At 32.5% G+C, this 18,289-nt stretch carries 15 protein-coding genes; 10 read left to right on the forward strand and 5 right to left on the reverse strand.

All coding sequences use genetic code 11. From position 1 onward, the window contains the following. Positions 1 to 10: 10 nt before the first annotated feature. A complete protein-coding gene (locus GCL57_RS12765; protein WP_152213735.1) occupies positions 11 to 919 on the reverse strand; it encodes a DMT family transporter in 909 nt (302 codons plus the stop codon). Between the two features lie 141 nt (positions 920 to 1,060). Between GCL57_RS12765 and GCL57_RS12770 the strand changes: the two genes are divergently transcribed. The 6 genes from GCL57_RS12770 (at position 1,061) to GCL57_RS12790 (ending at position 6,037) form a co-directional block, all read left to right on the forward strand. Beyond that, on the forward strand, positions 1,061 to 1,765 hold the full coding sequence (locus GCL57_RS12770) for a hypothetical protein (protein WP_152213736.1): 705 nt from the start codon (positions 1,061 to 1,063) through the stop codon (positions 1,763 to 1,765). 68 nt (positions 1,766 to 1,833) lie between these two features. Next, positions 1,834 to 2,571, forward strand: coding sequence for a Rossmann-fold NAD(P)-binding domain-containing protein (locus tag GCL57_RS12775; RefSeq protein WP_152213737.1), 738 nt, complete (start codon positions 1,834 to 1,836; stop codon positions 2,569 to 2,571). Between the two features lie 108 nt (positions 2,572 to 2,679). Next, positions 2,680 to 3,855, forward strand: a complete 1,176-nt coding sequence (locus GCL57_RS12780; RefSeq protein WP_161597753.1) for an MFS transporter — start codon at positions 2,680 to 2,682, stop codon at positions 3,853 to 3,855. A 14-nt stretch (positions 3,856 to 3,869) separates the two neighbouring features. Beyond that, on the forward strand, positions 3,870 to 4,340 hold the full coding sequence (locus GCL57_RS12785; protein WP_161597754.1) for an NUDIX domain-containing protein: 471 nt from the start codon (positions 3,870 to 3,872) through the stop codon (positions 4,338 to 4,340). Positions 4,341 to 4,354: 14 nt separating this feature from the next. Then, positions 4,355 to 4,510: a hypothetical protein gene (locus GCL57_RS14830; RefSeq protein WP_161597755.1), complete on the forward strand. Its 156-nt coding sequence runs from the start codon at positions 4,355 to 4,357 to the stop codon at positions 4,508 to 4,510. 12 nt (positions 4,511 to 4,522) lie between these two features. Next, positions 4,523 to 6,037 carry a nicotinate phosphoribosyltransferase gene (locus GCL57_RS12790; RefSeq protein ID WP_152213740.1) on the forward strand — a complete coding sequence of 505 codons (1,515 nt, stop codon included), beginning with the start codon at positions 4,523 to 4,525 and terminating at the stop codon, positions 6,035 to 6,037. Here the strand turns inward: GCL57_RS12790 and GCL57_RS12795 are convergent. Further along, complete coding sequence (locus tag GCL57_RS12795) at positions 6,020 to 7,891, reverse strand: cation:proton antiporter domain-containing protein (protein ID WP_152213741.1); 1,872 nt, start codon at positions 7,889 to 7,891, stop codon at positions 6,020 to 6,022. The two genes, GCL57_RS12790 and GCL57_RS12795, sit on opposite strands and share 18 nt — an antisense overlap. A 103-nt stretch (positions 7,892 to 7,994) precedes the next feature. Here GCL57_RS12795 and GCL57_RS12800 point away from each other — a divergent pair, with 103 nt between their 5' ends. From GCL57_RS12800 to GCL57_RS12815, 4 genes are all read left to right on the forward strand, one after another. Beyond that, positions 7,995 to 8,963 carry a hypothetical protein gene (locus GCL57_RS12800; RefSeq protein ID WP_152213742.1) on the forward strand — a complete coding sequence of 323 codons (969 nt, stop codon included), beginning with the start codon at positions 7,995 to 7,997 and terminating at the stop codon, positions 8,961 to 8,963. An 11-nt stretch (positions 8,964 to 8,974) separates the two neighbouring features. Next, complete coding sequence (fahA, locus tag GCL57_RS12805; protein WP_152213743.1) at positions 8,975 to 10,240, forward strand: fumarylacetoacetase; 1,266 nt, start codon at positions 8,975 to 8,977, stop codon at positions 10,238 to 10,240. 351 nt (positions 10,241 to 10,591) lie between these two features. Beyond that, positions 10,592 to 11,596 (forward strand): hypothetical protein, encoded by a 1,005-nt coding sequence (locus tag GCL57_RS12810; protein ID WP_152213744.1) that lies wholly within the window; start codon positions 10,592 to 10,594, stop codon positions 11,594 to 11,596. 178 nt (positions 11,597 to 11,774) lie between these two features. Beyond that, on the forward strand, positions 11,775 to 12,311 hold the full coding sequence (locus GCL57_RS12815) for a pentapeptide repeat-containing protein (RefSeq protein ID WP_152213745.1): 537 nt from the start codon (positions 11,775 to 11,777) through the stop codon (positions 12,309 to 12,311). Between the two features lie 7 nt (positions 12,312 to 12,318). Here the strand turns inward: GCL57_RS12815 and GCL57_RS12820 are convergent, their stop codons facing one another. The 3 genes from GCL57_RS12820 to GCL57_RS12830 form a co-directional block, all read right to left on the reverse strand. Beyond that, a complete protein-coding gene (locus GCL57_RS12820) occupies positions 12,319 to 14,703 on the reverse strand; it encodes a hypothetical protein (RefSeq protein WP_152213746.1) in 2,385 nt (794 codons plus the stop codon). Positions 14,704 to 14,898: 195 nt separating this feature from the next. Next, complete coding sequence (gene orn / locus GCL57_RS12825) at positions 14,899 to 15,414, reverse strand: oligoribonuclease (RefSeq protein ID WP_152213747.1); 516 nt, start codon at positions 15,412 to 15,414, stop codon at positions 14,899 to 14,901. Between the two features lie 61 nt (positions 15,415 to 15,475). Continuing rightward, positions 15,476 to 18,139 carry a valine--tRNA ligase gene (locus GCL57_RS12830; protein ID WP_161597756.1) on the reverse strand — a complete coding sequence of 888 codons (2,664 nt, stop codon included), beginning with the start codon at positions 18,137 to 18,139 and terminating at the stop codon, positions 15,476 to 15,478. Between the last annotated feature and the right edge of the window lie 150 nt (positions 18,140 to 18,289).

Genomic DNA, 18,289 nt, shown 5'->3' on the forward strand with positions numbered 1-18,289 from the left:
TTAATATTTATCATGTTGATCTTTTAGTTTTTAAAGGTATTCTTATAAAATTTGACGATGTAAGAACACCGAGTAAAATAATAGCTCCCCCTAAAATTTGTATCATTAAAACTGGATGTCCTAATAAAATAGATATTAAAACAGTAAACACAGGAACAAAATTAAAAAAAAGTGAGGTTGTGCCTGCTCCTAACTTTGCCACTCCTGTGTTCCAAAATAAATATGCAAGAACCGCTCCACATATACCCATATAAGCAATTGCCGAATAGATAGAAATATTTTGTTGAAAAACCTGTGAAACATTCCCTTCAAAGAAGGCTAAAATAATTAAGACTAATGTACCAAAAAACATTGTTGATGCAGTTGTTGCTAAAGCTGAAGAGTTTTTTAAATAGCGGAGACAAAGCACTCCATAAAGTGCCCAGCATATATTACCGATAATAATAATCCAGTCTCCTGCGGAGAATTTTAGTTTTAATAAGGTATCTAATGAGCCTTGGGTAAGAATAAGTAAAACACCAACAAAACTTATGATCATTCCAATTTTTTGAAATGTAAAGATTTCTTTTTTTAAGATATATTTTGCAAAAATATTTGTTAATAGAGGGTTTGTTGACATAATAAGTGCGCAATTAATAGCAGATGAATGTTTTAATCCAATTAAAAAGAAAGAATTAAAACCAGCGACTCCAATAAAGCCTAACAATATATATATTATAATATTTTCTTTTAGCATTTGAAAAAAATTCTTTTCTTTTATAATTGTGATAATTATAATAACTAAGGATGCTAATGAGAAGCGTAATGCAGTTGCAATCAAAGGAGACATTTCTCCAACAACATATTTTCCTACATTAAAATTTGAACCCCAGAAAAATGTTGAACAGATTACTAAAAAAATAGCTAAAGTTTTAGACATAATACCTCTTATAAATATGGAACTAAATATTTAAGGTTTAAAATAACACAGATGGTGCAAATATTTCACTGTGGTAAGTAACATTTTAAGTTAATGTTATCAATATTAGAAATAAAAGTTTTATTATTGAAAGAATAAAAAATGAGAAATATATATTTAATTTTTATTATCGGTTTAATATATAATTCAAAAATAATTGCTCAACAATTACCAAAAGAGTTACCAATTCAAACTCAACCTCTGCAAGGTCCTGGAATTCAGAGAGTTGGGAGTGCTCCCATTCCTATACAAACTCAAAACTTAGAGCAAATGGTCATGCCCAGCTTCACGCTTCCTCCGAGGGGAGGGACGATTCAACCATCAACTGGAGCAATTTCTAAGAGAATGCCCTATGATTCAACTTATATGTCTGGAAGGATTATTTTTTTAAATGGAGTCAATATAAGTTCAGTTAAAAATCAAGATCTCGAAAATGTAACAGTGAGAATTGATAAAAATGGAAATATAAATATTGAAGCTCCTCAGTACGAAGTTGGAGTTGAACAAAGCTATCATCCAATGATGCCGAACGAACTTCCAAAGTTTCCTAAAAATGAGTTCTCTGAACTTCCTGTTCCAAAAGGAAAGTATTCAAAAGAGACAGGTAAACCCTCAACAATGAGCCCAATGTTACCAAAAGAATTTGCGGAACCTATTCCTCAAGGAGATCAGTCGGCAATGTCTCCTCAAAATAAAACTCGGCAAGCAATTCCACAATCTGATAATGCTGCTATGCCTGAGCAGGGACAGGGTGATTCGGGAAATATGGAATCAGCTCCACCTTTGCAACAGCTCAAAAATAAGTAAGAACAATGTTTTTTAATGAAAATTCACGTAATAATATTATATAAATTAGATAGAGAGTGGAATTTTAAATGTCACAAAAAACAATCGTGTTAGGTAAGGGATATGTAGGTAGTTTTTATTGTAAAAAATTTCCGGAATGTCTAGCTACAAGTCGTAATAGAGATTCTGACAATACTATCATTTATTTTGATCTTTTAAATAAAAACTCTTGGAATAACTTACCTGAATGTGATGAGGTTATTTGGACTTTTGCATCTGCAAATAATGAAGCAGAAAAAAACATAGCGATAGAATTTTATAAGTTTTATTGTCTTAATAAAAGAACAGTTATTTTAAGTACAACTTCTGCCTATATTCACAAATTAGATAACGAAGTAATTGATGAAATGACTCCACTCGATTTAACAAATTGGCGAATAAAAGCAGAGGAAGAATTGAGAATACTTGGTGCAAGTATTGTTCATTTAGCAGGAATTTTTGGTCCCAATCGTTTACCAATAAATTGGTTTGTCCAAGGGAGAGTTCAAGATCCAGATGGAATCATAAATTTAATCCATGTCGATGATATTGTTTTTTGTCTTCACTTACTATTAGAAAAATTTAAAAAAGGATCTCGGTATAATTTATGTAATGGTATTTATAAAAATAATTATAAAATTACAGATGAATTGAAGAAAAATAAAGAATTGAGTGATAAATTTATTTTTCCTCTTCAATATTCAAAAAAAATGAATAAAATAGTAAGTAATAAAAAGCTTGTTACAGAAATACTGTCCAATGATTACTCTTTTAAAAGCTATCCCTGACTTCTTCTTTCAATTGCATTTTTTCGAAAATTAACAGAAAGAGGCTATTGAGATGTGTCATTTATAAGGCTCATCAAGAGATTTTCAAATATGTATAGGAGGAACTTTATGGGTTCCATTGAAGGATCGAGTCATATAAATTATAGCATTAAATCCATAAATAAAGTTGGAATTATTGCAGCTCTCAGTTGTGTTGCAATTACGGGAATTGGTTTTGGACTTTCTCTTCCTCTTCTCTCATTTGTAATGAAAGAATTAGGGTATTCTTCATTTATCATTGGTTTAAATACAACTATGCCTGCCATAGCTGCTTTTGCTCTCTCCCCTCTCTTCCTAAAATTTATGGAAAAATTTGGCCTAAAGAGCTTTCTTTCCTTTGCAATTATTGTTGCTATTTTTTGTTTTTATGGATTCTTTTTCACTCAAAACATATTTTTATGGTTTGTTTTAAGATTTGTATTTGGTGCTTGTCTTGACGGTATTTTTGTGGCCAGTGAAACTTGGATTGGAGAACTTTCCCCAGATCATCTTCGTGGTAGAATAATGGGTATTTTTTCATCCTGTTTAAGCATTGGTTACTTTCTAGGTGCAGGTGTTTTAGTTTTTACGGGCAGCAGAGGTGTTTTGCCATTCATAGCGGGTTCACTTTTTCTTTTAATTGTTTTTGTACCTATTTTTTTAGCTCGAAAACAAATTCCAAATATAAAGAGTGAAGAACAAACCTCCATAAAACCAATAATTCTATCCACTCCAATTGCCATGGGGGCAGCTATTGTTTATGGATATATGGAAACCACAGCCTTTAATTTACTACCACTTTATGGAATCTATAATGGTTTATCAGAGCAACTTTCAGTTTCATTACTTGTTGTCGTTGGTGTTGGACAAGCATGTTTACAATTTTTTGTTGGAGCCATTGCAGATAAATATGGGGCGAGAATATCCTTAATTATTTGTACTTTGATTGGTATTTTTGGGGCAATTGGTATTGGATTTTTCATTAATACTCCTTTTGTATTATATCCAATTCTATTTTTCTGGGGAGCATGTATTTCAGGTTTTTACACCTTAGCTCTAATTATAGTAGGAAAAAAGTACAAAGGAAGCAGTTTAGCAGGTGCAAATACAGCTGTAGTTGCTATGTTTGGTGTAGGATCATTGATTGGTCCTCCTTTAGCAGGATTTGGAATGAAAACATCAGAAAATTATGGTTTTGTAATTGCAATGCTCGTGCCTGTGCTTATATATATTATTCCACTTGTGTTGAGAAAAAATAATTTATAATTGGAATGTTTCTTATGCAAAAATTTTCAAATCTTTTTTATTTAATTTATATAGTAGTAAAAAAGAGTATTCAAAAGATATTTGGAATGAGATCGTTTGGGGTAAGAGGACTTGTTATAAATGATAAAAATGAAATATTACTTGTTAAGCACACCTATATGAGTGGTTGGCATTTTCCAGGTGGAGGTGTCGATAAAGGTGAATCGCCAAGAGAAGCAATTATTAGAGAAGTTCAAGAAGAAGCCGGAATAAATGTGCGAGAATTTCCAAATTTAATTGATTGTTACTATCATAAAATAATGGGTGTTGATGACTTTATTTGTTTTTATGTTATAAAAAAATTTGACACACAGCCATTTAAAAGTTCAGAGATAAAAGAGGCAAAGTGGTTTTCATTTAATGATTTGCCTTATGATGTGTCTAGTGCCACTCGAAGAAGACTTTCTGAATTCTTTGAGGGAAATGAGCAACAAAACAAATGGTAAAAAAGGTTTTTTTTATGGGATTTTATAAATTTAAAAGTATTTTATTATTGACCACCATAATGATTGCTGGTTGTAATACATCAAATATATTTGCCGAAGTATTAGAAGAAGGAGGTTGTCATAGTCCAAGTGATTTTCTCCCTCTAAAAAAAGCACAGAAAAAAAATTAAGGTGAGCAATTCATGAATTCATTTTTTCAAACTGTATATAAGAGTTCTCTCACTTTATTAACTGATTTTTATCAATTAACTATGGCATATGGTTATTGGAAGTCTGGAATTTCTGAAAGAGAAAGTGTTTTTCATCTTTATTTTCGTAAAAATCCTTTCAATAGTGGTTTTACACTAAATTCAGGTCTTGAATTGGCTATTGATTATTTAAACCAGTTTAGATTTACAGACGATGATTTAGCTTATTTAAGAACAATTAAAGGTGCAGATGATTTAGTTTTATTTGAAGAAGAATTTATTACTTATTTAAAGAATATGTCTTTTTCATGTAATGTGGATGCAATTCCCGAAGGAACAGTCGTGTTTCCTTATGAGCCTTTATTGCGAATTTCAGGTCCTTTATTGCAATGCCAATTGCTCGAAACGCCATTATTAAATATTATTAATTTTCATTCATTAATTTCTACGAAAGCGGCTCGGGTTGTTTCTGTTGCTGGTCCCTCGCAAGTTCTTGAATTTGGTTTAAGAAGGGCACAAGGTGTAGATGGTGGATTGAGTGCAAGTCGAGCAGCCTTTATTGGTGGCTGTGTTGCAACATCAAATACTCTAGCTGGAAAAATATTTGGAATTCCAGTGCGTGGAACGCATTCACACAGTTGGGTGATGGCATTTGACAGCGAAATTGAATCTTTCTTTGCATTTGCACGTGCCATGCCAAATAATACAATATTTTTAGTAGACACTTATAACAGTTTAGAAGGAGTTAAAAAAGCCATTGAAGTTGCCAATTGGTTAAAGACCCAGGGCAAAAAAATGGGAGGAATTCGCTTAGATTCAGGAGATCTCGCTTATTTAAGTATTGAAGCGAGAAAGCTACTCGACAAAGCTGGTTATCCAGATGCTGTCATTGTTGCGAGCAATGATTTAGATGAAAATGTTATTGCGAGTTTAAAGGAACAGGGTGCGCAAATTGCTGTGTGGGGGGTTGGAACGCAGCTTGTTACGGCATTTGATCAGCCTGCATTAGGAGCTGTCTATAAAATCTCTGCAATTAAATCGAGTACAGGTATTTGGGAGCATCGGATAAAATTATCCGAACAATCTATGAAAATTTCAACTCCTGGAATTTTACAAGTAAGAAGATTTTTTAATAAGAGTTTATTTGAAGCAGATATGATTTATGACATATTAAATTCTGACAAACTTAAATCTTCAATGATTATTGATCCTGAAGATTTTACTCGTTTTTGCAAAATTCCAAAAAACTGTGATTATGAAGATCTTTTAGTACCGGTTTATAGAGATGGAAAACTCGTATATTCTCTCCCTAAACTGTCTGAAATAAGAGAGAGAACATTTATTCAACTACGAAGACTTCATGCAAGTATTAGAAGATTAATGAATCCTCACCATTATCCTGCTGGACTAGAAAAGAAATTGCATGATTATAAATTAAATTTAATTTATAAGTTTAAAAAAAAAGATCTTATCGATCAAGGAACTCCAGATCTAAGCATTGATATGTAGGGTCTTTATATTTTCAAGAGAATGTCTTGTGCCAAAAATAAATAATTCATCATTGTGATGAAAGACAAAGTTTGAAACTGGATTTTTAATACGTTGATTATTTCTATTTACTGCAAGTACAATACAATTATAATTCACTCTTATTCCAAGCTCTAAAATATTTTTTCCTATAAATGGGTGGGTCTCATGTAAATTGATGCCCGCAAGCAAGCATTGATCGATAGTCAGTGGATTTTCATCTTCTGGTTTTTCTTTTGTACAGAAACTTTCTAATTTTGTGATAGATTCTTCATTTCCATAAACTAAAAGTGTGTCCCCAGGAATGACAACTTCGGTTCCTTTTGGAGAAATAATTGTTTTATTATTACGCTCAATAGCGACAATATTAACTGAAAATTTTTCTCTTAATTTAAGATCAATTAAATTTCTTCCAGTTATATCTGCATCGGCACCAACGTGAACGGGAACTAAATATTCATCCCATGGCGCTAATCGATCGAGTGTTGAAGTTACATTTTTAGCCGTCATTAACATAAAGTTTTTTCTGAGACGACTTTTTGTGTTTTCTGATAGATATTTTATGCCTTGAAATAGTGAAAATCTCTTATAAAAAGGTGCCATTTTATTCTCTAATGAAAAATTAATGACAGCCTGAGAGTAAGATTCAATAAATTTATAAATTGGTTTTGGAATTAAAGATTCGGGTGTCTCTGCTAATTTAATAGAAAATTTAAATATAAAAGGAGTCATAAGCATAGTAATAATGGCTGTTGCTACGATTGCGGAGAACGTTTTATTTTCTATAACACCAAGACCCACACCAACTTGGGCAATAACAAAAGACAACTCTCCAATTTGTCCCATGCTTCCGCTAATTCGAATGGAGTCTTTTATACCTTGGCCAACGCATAAGTTAAATATTAGATTTAGTCCAATTTTACAAATAATTATTGTAGCAACAAGAGCTAAAATAAGACTCCATTTTTCTAAAATAATTTCAGGAGAAAAGAGAAATCCAATTGAAACGAAAAAGACTAATGTAAAAAGATTTTTAACGGGTTCAATGACAACTTCAATTTTTTTAAGTTCTCTACAATCTGACAGAATAGAGCCCATAATAAAGGCGCCAAGTGCAGCTGAGAAGTTCCAAGAAGCTGATAAATAAGCAAGTCCAAGTGCAAGACCGATGCTTAAAATAACTAAAAGTTCTTCTTTACCCGTTTTAAATGCAGAGTGAATAATTCGAGGAAGTAATAAAGTCCCAAGCAACCACCAAAGTAAAATACTACAGATAAATATAGGTACTATCTCCATTAATTGAATGCTTTCGCCACTCGAAGAAGTTGAGAGCCATATGATCATAAATATTGCGATTGAGTCTTCAATGAGCAATACGGCCATTAATTTTTCGGCAAAGCGCGCACTTTTAAGTTGATGATCTTCTAAAATTTTAACAATGACTGCTGTTGAAGCTGTCGAAATAACCGCCCCTAAGAAAAGCGCCTCAAAACCAGAAATATTAAAATAGTGTGCAACATTTGTCCCAATGAACCACATTAAAAGTGCTTGAGAGACTCCGACGAGAACGGGTGAAATGCCTAAGGATTGGATTTTGCGAATACCAAAATGCAGACCCATTGAAAACATTAATAATAAAACACCTATTTCGGCTAAAGTGTTAGCTGATTCTTTACTAACAACATAGGGTGTGTAGGATATCGGTAAAGAAAGGAGGACTCCCCCAAATATATAACCTAATATTAAAGGTAACTTGAAAAACTTTTTAAACATCCAACCGAAGGCTCCTCCAGTGAGAAGGATGGCCGCGAGATCTTGGATAAAATCATTATGCATTCAGCTTACTCTCCATTCAAATTTATCGTCCCTGTAAAGATAGCGCAATTTCTTTGCAGTAAACAAGGAAATGTTTCATTCATTCTTAACACCAGGAGTATTTATGCAAAGTTTAAAAGTTTATATGAATGAGCTTTTAGATTATGCTGGATTATATCCTCCAGCACAGCTTTCATTAGAAGAATCTCTTAAGAACTATTCAGAATATTTATTGCATGAGTATGAAGATATGCTTGGGAAGTTTGTACTTCCTGTGAATAAAATAGAAGAAACTATTTTATTACTTAACACTCACAATTATTTATCTAAAATTGGAAAACGAAAAGCAAGCTTTTCTATCATTCTTTCAGCATGCAAGAGTTTTAATGATTTTCCAAATATATTGCAAAAGGATTTTCAAAGCATTCAAGAATTTTCAAAACTTTTTGAATCTTCACTCGAAATTCTCTCCATAGAATTTTTACCACCAGAAGACATCCTTGCTGCGAATTCAAATAAAATAATAGATGTGTATTTGTCAATTTTATTCGAGAACTTTCGTGCGCACAATAAAAAAATAGATTTCTATTGTGAAATTCCATTAAATGATAATTTTGATAAAAATATACGTGAAATCTCTGAGTATAACAGAAGTAATTTAAATTTTCAAGTGCTTGTAAAGCTGAGAACGGGGGGAGTTAAAAAAGAACAAATACCTTCAGCTCAAGAAATTGCTCATGCTTTAAGCCTATGTGCCAAATATAAAATACCTGTAAAAGCAACTGCTGGGCTGCATGTCCCAGTACCAAATTTTAATCCTGATGTGGGGACAATATTGCATGGGTTTTTAAATGTCTTTTCAAGCATGATGCTTGCTTATCAAGAGTTAGCAACTGAAAAAGAGATTGAAGATATTCTTTCTAATTATAATTATGAAAATTTTAAATTTTCAAAAACTGGATTGGAAATTGGAAAATTTTCATTAAGCAATTATGAGATTGAAAATCTTAGAAAGAAATATATAAAAAGTTTTGGAAGTTGTAGTTTTTTAGAGCCTATAGATCATCTTATTGAACATAAAATTCTTACTTAGAAGGGCATTATATGAAGGAATTAAAGTGTTGGTTTGACATTCCACAAAATCACGACTTTTCGATTTATAATATTCCATTTGGAGTATTTTATACAAATAATCAAAAATCAACTGCACGTGCAGGAGCTGCACTAGGTGATTTTGTCATAGATTTAAACAGTCTATTTAAGCTTGGATATCTGTCTCATATAGAAGATTTAAAAGGAGAAGTTTTTGAAAAAAATAAATTAAATGATCTGTTATCACTTGGAAACAAAGTTTGTAATAATGTTCGATATGCAGTTCAAGAATTATTTTCAAATCCAAATTCAAAATTAAAAAAGCATCCAGAACATCTTGAGACTATTCTTATTCAAATTTCATTAGTTAAAATGTTGTTACCTATTCAAGTTAAAGATTATGTCGATTTTTATTCGAGTTTAGATCATGCAATAAATTTAGGAAAAATGTTTAGAGATGAAAAAAACCCATTATTACCTAATTGGAAGCATATTCCAATCGGTTATCATGGTCGCTCAAGCTCTATTATAGTAGGTGGTACAAATTTCAAAAGACCAAAGGGACAATTGTGTGCAGTTGATTCAACTCAACCTACTTTTGGTTTGACAAAGCAATTGGATTTTGAACTTGAAATGGCATTTATTACGTGTAAAAACACTGCGCTTGGTGAAGTGATTTCTCCTGATGAGTGTTCAGATGCTATATTCGGCTTCGCCCTTTTTAACGATTGGTCCGCCCGCGATATTCAAAGATGGGAATATGTACCACTTGGACCATTTCTAGGAAAAAGTTTTGCTAGCTCACTTTCTCCATGGTTAGTATCTCTCGAAGCTTTGACTCCTTTTGCTTTACCTTCTCAGGACAAAGATGTCTCCGAGCTCGAATATTTGAAGTGTAAAAAGAATGGACTATTCGACATTCACCTCGAAATTTACATTCAATCCGACAAAATGCAGGAGCCTTTTCTAATTTCAAGATCAAATTACAAATATATGTATTGGAATTTGTTCCAACAATTGGCTCATATGACTTCAAATGGTTCTCCTATAAGCGTTGGAGATGTCTATGCAAGCGGAACTATTAGCGGACCGTATCCTGAATCATATGGATCGATGCTTGAACTCGCTTGGAAGGGGAATAAACCTATAACTCTCCCAGATGGTTCAAGAAGATCTTTTATCGAAGATGGAGATACAGTTATATTTAAAGGTTTTGCTATAAATGAACATGTTAGAATAGGTTTTGGTGAGCTATCCGTAAAAGTCTTACCAAGCTAAAATTTTATCTTTTCTCTTATTCATCCCCCCTCTTAAGTGTCTTTTAAGAAGACACTTGATTCTCTCAGAGCGCTTGTAATATTTTTAATTCCTTATAAATATAACATAAAATCCTATATTGAGGATTTTTCTCTACAAAATTAAACCTTTATATCACTTGTAAAAATGTCTTAAATTTTGACGGATTGAAAAGACTCTGGTATTTTGTCCAATTCAAGAGTAATCAGCTTATATGGAAGAATCGTTAAGAAGAAATTACTAGTCATACGATTTTTTTGCACAACTGATTCATTTTTGTGATATTTTTAATTTTCTTAGTTATTTTTAATTATTGCTAGAAAGGGAATTTTTATGCGTAAGTTACAAGAAGCAGTTAGATTTCCACAATCTGTTCAACTTTTCCGTTTTTGCTTTCGTGTTTTAGAACTTCGTCAGCCAAATGAAAAAGTACATGATCAAGATCTTGGTTCAATTTTGAATTATAATCCAAGTGACACAAGTCATTGGAAACGCGGTAAAAAAGCTATACGCAATGTGCAAGCTCTTGAGAATTTAGCGAAGGCTCTTGATGTTGATCTCGAAATTATTCAAGATCTTGCTGATGGCCTTGTTGATCTTGATGAAGCATGGTGCGATTTCTGCGACGCAGAAGAAGAAAGAAGACTTTCCCTCGAAGAGCCAGGTGTTCGTATTGAGCGCCGTGACAGAAGTCTTGAAATTGAAAAAGTTGCACAAGAAATTCTTGGAAAAGCAAATATCAATGCAATTCCAGTTCATATTCCAGAGCTTATCTCTGCATTCCCATTTATCCAACTTATGCCGGGTGATGTTTCAGACAAACTTGCTCGCAGTTCCCGTGTAAAACCTGGACATTATGCAATCCGTTTTCGTAAAGGTGACATTAGAGCTCACACACGTACAGCTATTGCAAGAGAAATTGCAAGGATTGTTCTTCTTTCGGAAAGAGAAAAGTTTAAATTTACAAGCCGCTGTGAAACACTTTCACAAGCAGAAATCGTTGACTTTGCAAATGCTCTTTTGGTGCCAAGAGAAGCTCTTGCTGTTGAAATCCAAAAAATTTCAACACGCGTTAACATGATTAAAGCCTTAGCAGATCTCTTCTGGGCTCCAAAATCAGTTATCCGTTCTAGACTTTCTTCAATTCTATTTGAAACAGCTTCTAATAATGTATTTGAAGCTGCTGCGCTTGAAGCAAGAATTTCAGTGCAAGATAAAACCGATATGGTTGAAGAAGAATATCTTGATGAAGAATTTGGGGATGATGCAAATTCGCTTTCATTCTCTAAGAAATCAGCACGTCCTGCGCAGGCTCCTGTTCCAAACTCTGTGCACTAAAGTTTTAAACGAATTTCTTTCCTAAAAGAGAGAATTTGTTTTCCATTTTATAAGAATATTCTATACTCTTAAAAGAGAGCGGTTCACTTTGACTGCTCTCTTTTTTTATTCTTGATTTTTTTAAATTTTGGGGCAATGTGTAGGAGCAAACAAACCCAATTAAGGAGGTTTTCTGAAAATGGTGATTGTTCTCAATCGTAATGATAAACCTATAAAAGTGAGTTTGATGGCTCGCCGAATGGTCGAAGAAGATGAAGATGATTTTGAAGAAGAAGTGGACGAAGAAGAAGTTCATTCTGAGGTGCATAGAGAAATAGATTCTGATGAAACCAAGCCAAAGACTTTGACTCGTAAAGAAGCGATCGATATTTTGCAAACAACGCGCGACTTTTCAAGACTCGATTTTCGCAAAGCAAATTTAGCAAAGCTTGATTTTTCAAACTGCAATTTTGAGACTTCAAATCTTTCTTACGTTAATTTTAAAGATTCTAATTTAGAAGGCTGTAATTTTGCAAATGCAAGTTTATGGAATGCAAATTTAGAAGGTGCAAATCTTACAAGAGCGAATTTAGAGGATGCCGATCTTGATTATACTAAATTAAGAGGAGCTATTTTATATAGAGCAAATGTTAGACGAGCTACTCTCCCTACAGATCTTATTCCACGCGAAGAAATTTTACGTTCTATAAATGAAGGTACAAAAGTAAATCGTTAGTTTATATTTAATCTTTATCTAAAATATGTTTTTTCACATACGGATCCGATAAAAATTGAATGATTGAGAACACTCCCTTATTTTCAACTCCTAGCAAAGTAAAATTGATTTTAAGGGTGGTTTCTATTTCTGCATTCATTTCATTTAGAAATTCAAAATACAATTCAAATGTTTCAATTTCTTTTGCAAGTGAAAACATTTTAATAAATACTTTCACATAACTGTTAATAACATCATCTAATGTTGTTTTAAAATAGGATTTAGATTTACTCGATTCGAAATTCTGGATTGTGTCAAGTAATGCTAAAGAATCTTTATTAATACTTTCAACAAGTGTTGTAATACTTGTGAGTTTATTTTTATACATATCTCCAATATTATGAATAACCTCAGAAGGATCGCTCGGACGAGATTTTATAAAATAATCATATGCAGGTGACCATTTATCTTTTGAATATTTCTTCTTAAAGTCATCAAACTCAATAATAATTTGTCTCCAATTTTCTGAATGAGTTGATGATACAGCCCCACCGATTTTTAAACTAAATATGTCTGCTATTATGCCAAATGGATTTAGATATAAATAATCCATCACAGGGCAAGTAAATAAATTCGCCCATTTACTTGTAATGAGATAAACAGAGCTAGCGGCAACTCTTGATAAATAGTTAGCACCAGTTAGAGTGCTAATCCAACTTGTGATCAATTGATATTTTCTGCTTGCTTTGTGTGATTCTGACAAATATAAAATACCTTCAAGTGCAGATATAGAGAGCCAAAGTCCCAAATCAAAATTGGTAGAATTATTGCTAATTTTTGTAAAGAGAGAATCAGTTGGTGTTATTTTTGCGGTTGTTCTAACTCCAAATTTTATGCCTTCATTTAAAGAACCAAAATTACCGAGAATATCCTCAATTTGTTCTGAAAGACCTGCTTTTAAACTTGCACTAATAGAATTTTCTTTTATAAATTTTTCATCAATTTCTTCAGTTCTTAAAGATAATAAGATTATATCTTCAATAAGTTCTGTGTTTTTTGCATTTTTACCACACACTTTATGAATTGACTTGCGAATTAATTTTTTTTGAAAACCTTCATCTTTATTTAAATGATCTCTAATAAATTTTTTAACATTTTCATTATTGCGAATCATAAATGCAGATTTAATATTGATTGCTTTTAAGGAGCATACTTGGAGTCTTAGAGTTTCTTCGAGAACTTCTTTTTTTCTAAAATAACATAGAGTTTTATAATATAGTTTTTGCAGATTTGGTAATAATTTTTCGAATTTTTTTTCTTCAACAAAAAGTTCTTTAGCATATTTGTCGGTTTCGTTTTTTAATTCACAGTAATATTTGAATGTGTTAGCAAAAAAGAAATTAAATTGACCTGTTTTTAAATTTACTTTTTTTAATTCAGAAATAATAATGCTCATTTGTTTTAAGTTATTATTATTTACAGCATTATTCAATTTATTGTTGAATTTTGTTTCATCCAATTTTCTAAAAGAATTTTGTCTAATGCCAACATTATAAATTCTTTTTACAAAATTAGAAAAATGGTTTTTTGCAGTCCCAATTCCAGTGCCAATAGATGTGGCTGTAATCGTAGTAACAAGACCAACACCCGTTATAGGTGGAATAAGTAAACCAAAAACAATTCCATGAAAGCCAACAATAGGAGACACAAAAAGGCTGTAAATTTGCATATCATTTAAAGTACAGTAATAATCAAGCCTATCAGATGTGTTGCGTTTATTGCTTTCACGTATGAGTTCTTCATTGAGTCGTTTTAAACTACTGACAATTTTTTCTTTATCATAAAGACCAGGAATTAATTTATATTTTTCATTATATAAATTATATTCTGAGGGATAAATTTTAATAAAATGTTCTTTAGTTCCATGATTTGTATATTCTTTTTTAAATAATTGATCTTGTTGATTTAACTTTGTAGTTGATTTTAAAAGCCTAAAATGTCCTTCAATTGTTCTTTTTAGAGAAATATATTCGGGATAGGATTTAAGAACACTCAATTTTTCTTTACCGATGAATTGATTCCAGTTTTGCTTAGAATCATATTTTCGATTAGGATTTATCTTTTCAGCAAGATATTCTTTATTATTATAATTATGGAAGATATCAACTATAAAATTAAATACTTCTTTGTTACTTAGTCTTTTGCTTGTTTTTAGAAGACTAAAATAAGTTAAACAGGTTAAAAAGGCTGAGGTAGAATTCACTAAAGGTCTATAATAATTACTAAATTTTTCAAGACTTAATGATATATGTTCAGTATAAAATATATCTGACTCTTTTGAATATATTTTCTCATTTTCTAATATCGTATATTCAAAATTATCATCTTTAGAATTGTTAAATTTGCTAAGCATAGATAATCTCCAATTATTAAAAAGAAATGCTTAATTAAAAATAATTCATTTCATAAGAAGTGTATGCAATTTTTATACCAAAGTATTAATAAATTAACTCATTAATAATACAGATTTTTATTTTTAAGTTTTCTTGCGAAGAATTTAAAAAGAGATAGCTCAAAAAATTTCCCCTTTTGCAAGAGGAAATAGCTTTTAAACGCTTACAAATTGTAAATAAAATTTAAGTTCTTCAATAGATTCTAGAATGTCTTCTAATGCTCTATGTTTATGTTTCTTATCATACCTTTTGTTAAAAAGATTCTCATATACAATTTTAAAACTTGAAACATCTAGCATTCTATAATGCAAACTTTGAGCTAAATTTGGCATCCATTGGTCAATAAATTTTCTATCCTGTCCTATTGAATTTCCAGCGAGAATAACTTTTTCTTGGGGAGAAAATTCATTAATTATTGCAATAAGTTCTTGTTCAACTTCTTTCTCAGGCTTGCCATTTGGTACTTTCGCTGTTAACCCGCTCTTTCCATGATGCTCTACACACCAAGTATCCATGCCTTTTAAGACTTCATTATCTTGATAAACGACTGTCATATATTCTTTTACAATATGAAAAGACAAATCAGTGACAACCAAAGCAACTTCTAATATTCGCTCTTTACTGTGATCGAGACCCGACATTTCCATGTCAAGCCAATATAAATATTTCATAATTCAAATGTATCCAACAATAAAAAATAAGGAGAGAGCTTTGTTAAGCTCTCTCCTTATTTTAAAGGACTTTTAGTGATTCTTGCAACATTTCAAGCTCTTTTTGATTGATGCTAAGTTGTTTTTTTGCACCGTCAATAATATGAGCAGGAGCTCCTTTTACAAATTCCTCATTGCTTAATCTTTTTTCAACTCCGGCAATCGTAGCAGAAATTTTTTCTATTTTTTTCAAGAGTCTGTCACGCTCTGCATTTCTATCGACTAAGCCTTCAAGACTTACAAAGATTTCTGAGCCATTAACGAGCGCAGGAGCGCAAAATCCTTTTTGCTCACTTTCAAAGTTAAATTTAGCTTTTGCAAGTGCTTCCATTTGTGGAATGAGATTACCAAAACGATTTTTGGAGTCTTGCATGTAGACTGTTAAATCGGTTCCAGGGTGAATGTTAAATTTACCACGAATTGTTCTTACAGCGCTCACAACTCCTTGTACTTCACGCATATATTGGATTGAATTTGCATCAATCATATTACTTTGTGGCTCGGGGAGTTTTTCTAAACCAATTGTTTTTCCTTGACGATTTTGATTTAATTGTTGCCAAATTTCTTCGGTAACAAAAGGCATAATAGGGTGTAAAAGTCTCAATACGCCATCAAAAATTTTCAGGGCAACAGTGATTGTTTCACGTGCTAATTCTTTATCTGCATTCTCATTAAAGCGAGGTTTCATAAGTTCAACAAACCAATCGCAATAGATCATCCAGACGAATTCATACATTGAACTTGTGTACTGAGAAAATTCATATTTAGAAATATTGTCGTGAGTTTTATGAACAACATCATAGAACTCACTGGTAATCCAGCCCATAATTGAATCATTTGAACGAGTTTTTAGATCATCAAAAGAAATGTTTGCAGGGTCTATATCAAGTTTCACTGCATTCATAGTAAGGAAACGAGTTGCATTCCAGATTTTATTTGCAAAGGTTTTACCTAAATCACAGCAGTCATCACTCCAGAAAATGTCTTGGCCTGTTACAATTTGATTTACGAGTGAGAAACGCATGGCGTCTGTGCCATACTTTTTCATAACCCCAGAAACATCAGGAGAGTTTCCAAGGGACTTACTCATTTTCCGTCCAACAGAGTCACGCACTATAGGGGTAAAGTAACAATGTTTAAAGGGTGTTTCACCCATAAAATATTCGCCAGCCATGACCATTCTTGCAATCCAAAAGAATATAATGTCAGCGCCTGTGACAATAACTTCTGTTGGATAATAATATTCAAGATCCATCTTTTCTTCAGAATTTGGCTTTGCCCAATTGTGAACACCAAAGGTCCAAAGCCATGAGCTTGCCCAAGTGTCGAGAACATCATTTTCTTGGGAGAGATTATTTTTTCCACATTTTTCACATTGCGTAGGTGCTTTTTCTTCGCAGTGAATATGCTGACAACTTTGACAAGTATATATGGGGAGACGGTGACCCCACCATAATTGGCGAGAAATACACCAATCTTGGATATTTGTGAGCCAATGTTCCCAAGTTTTTTCTTGGTGGGCTGGAATGAGTTTAAGCTTGCCGGAGCGTGTTGCATTTAAAGTCATCCCCGCAAGTTTATCCATTTTTATGTACCATTGCTCACTTAAATAATACTCAATGGGCACATTTCCACGTTCTGATATTCCAATGACAAGTTTATGTGGCGTTATTTTATGAAGCAAACCTATATTTTCAAGCTCAGTTACAAGTTTTTTACGTGCTACATAGCGATCGAGTCCTTGATAGTCTTTAGGAACTTTATCATTTAAGGTAGCATTTGGGTGCATTATATTAAGCAGACCAAGCTTGTGGCGTTTGCCAACTTCAAAGTCATTCATGTCGTGAGCAGGCGTTATTTTTACTATTCCTGTGCCAAATTCTTTTTCAACATAGTGATCTGCAATCACAGGGATTGAGCGATTGCAAACAGGCACAATAACATTTTTACCAATTAAATGTGCATAACGTTCATCGCTTGGGTGAACAGCAACAGCCAAATCTCCAAACAAAGTTTCTGGGCGAGTTGTTGCAACAACGATACTTTGATCTTTATTGCCTTCAACAATATAGCGAATATGCCAAAGGGAACCATTACGTTCTTCTGGAAAAACTTCTTCATCAGAAATAACGGATTGACTGACAGGGCACCAGTTTACCAAGCGGTGACTTTTATATATAAGTCCATCTTTATAAAGTTTAACAATGGCTTTGATAACTGCGCTTGAATATTTTTCATCCATTGTAAAAGTATTACGTGACCAATCACAGCTTATACCGAGGGTGTTTAGACTGTCGATAATGCGACCACCGTACTTTTCTTTCCATTCAAATGCATGTTTTAAAAAGGCTTCTCGTCCTATTTCACGTTTTGAAATTCCTTGATCTGCAAGGAGTTTAGTTACTTTTGCTTCGGTTGCAATGCTTGCGTGGTCCGTTCCAGGAATCCAACAAGCTTCGTAGCCTTTTGCTCTGTGCCAACGGATAAGAATATCTTGAAGCGTGAACATCATATGTCCCATTGTGAGATCGCCCGTGACATTGGGAGGAGGCATGGTGATGGTATAAGGTTTTTTATTTGGGTTTCTTACAGATTTGTAAAAACAATTATTTTTCCAATAATCACGTATCTTTGACTCGGTTTGAGAAGGGTCAAAGGCTTTTCCAAAAGCTTCATATTTTGTCACGAGGCACTCCTTTTGCTCAAAAAACACCTGCTTTTTCTATCATCTAAATTTATGCTGCACAACAAACAAAATATGGAAGGAATTATGAATAAAATAGACTTTCATTGAGAATAGAAAGTGTGTTATAAAATTTTAGTTAAATTAAACAAT

Origin of the sequence: Fluviispira multicolorata (genome assembly GCF_009208585.1) — a bacterium.
Lineage (GTDB): Bacteria > Bdellovibrionota_B > Oligoflexia > Silvanigrellales > Silvanigrellaceae > Silvanigrella > Silvanigrella multicolorata.

Coding starts and splice junctions, on each gene's coding strand:
- GCL57_RS12765 (WP_152213735.1), bottom strand. CDS start 919: ATGTCTAAAACTTTAGCTATTTTTTTAGTAATCTGTTCAACATTTTTC.
- orn (WP_152213747.1), bottom strand. CDS start 15,414: ATGAAATATTTATATTGGCTTGACATGGAAATGTCGGGTCTCGATCAC.
- GCL57_RS12785 (WP_161597754.1), top strand. CDS start 3,870: ATGCAAAAATTTTCAAATCTTTTTTATTTAATTTATATAGTAGTAAAA.
- GCL57_RS12800 (WP_152213742.1), top strand. CDS start 7,995: ATGCAAAGTTTAAAAGTTTATATGAATGAGCTTTTAGATTATGCTGGA.
- GCL57_RS12790 (WP_152213740.1), top strand. CDS start 4,523: ATGAATTCATTTTTTCAAACTGTATATAAGAGTTCTCTCACTTTATTA.
- GCL57_RS12815 (WP_152213745.1), top strand. CDS start 11,775: ATGGTGATTGTTCTCAATCGTAATGATAAACCTATAAAAGTGAGTTTG.
- GCL57_RS12775 (WP_152213737.1), top strand. CDS start 1,834: ATGTCACAAAAAACAATCGTGTTAGGTAAGGGATATGTAGGTAGTTTT.
- GCL57_RS14830 (WP_161597755.1), top strand. CDS start 4,355: ATGGGATTTTATAAATTTAAAAGTATTTTATTATTGACCACCATAATG.
- GCL57_RS12820 (WP_152213746.1), bottom strand. CDS start 14,703: ATGCTTAGCAAATTTAACAATTCTAAAGATGATAATTTTGAATATACG.
- fahA (WP_152213743.1), top strand. CDS start 8,975: ATGAAGGAATTAAAGTGTTGGTTTGACATTCCACAAAATCACGACTTT.
- GCL57_RS12810 (WP_152213744.1), top strand. CDS start 10,592: ATGCGTAAGTTACAAGAAGCAGTTAGATTTCCACAATCTGTTCAACTT.
- GCL57_RS12780 (WP_161597753.1), top strand. CDS start 2,680: ATGGGTTCCATTGAAGGATCGAGTCATATAAATTATAGCATTAAATCC.
- GCL57_RS12795 (WP_152213741.1), bottom strand. CDS start 7,891: ATGCATAATGATTTTATCCAAGATCTCGCGGCCATCCTTCTCACTGGA.
- GCL57_RS12770 (WP_152213736.1), top strand. CDS start 1,061: ATGAGAAATATATATTTAATTTTTATTATCGGTTTAATATATAATTCA.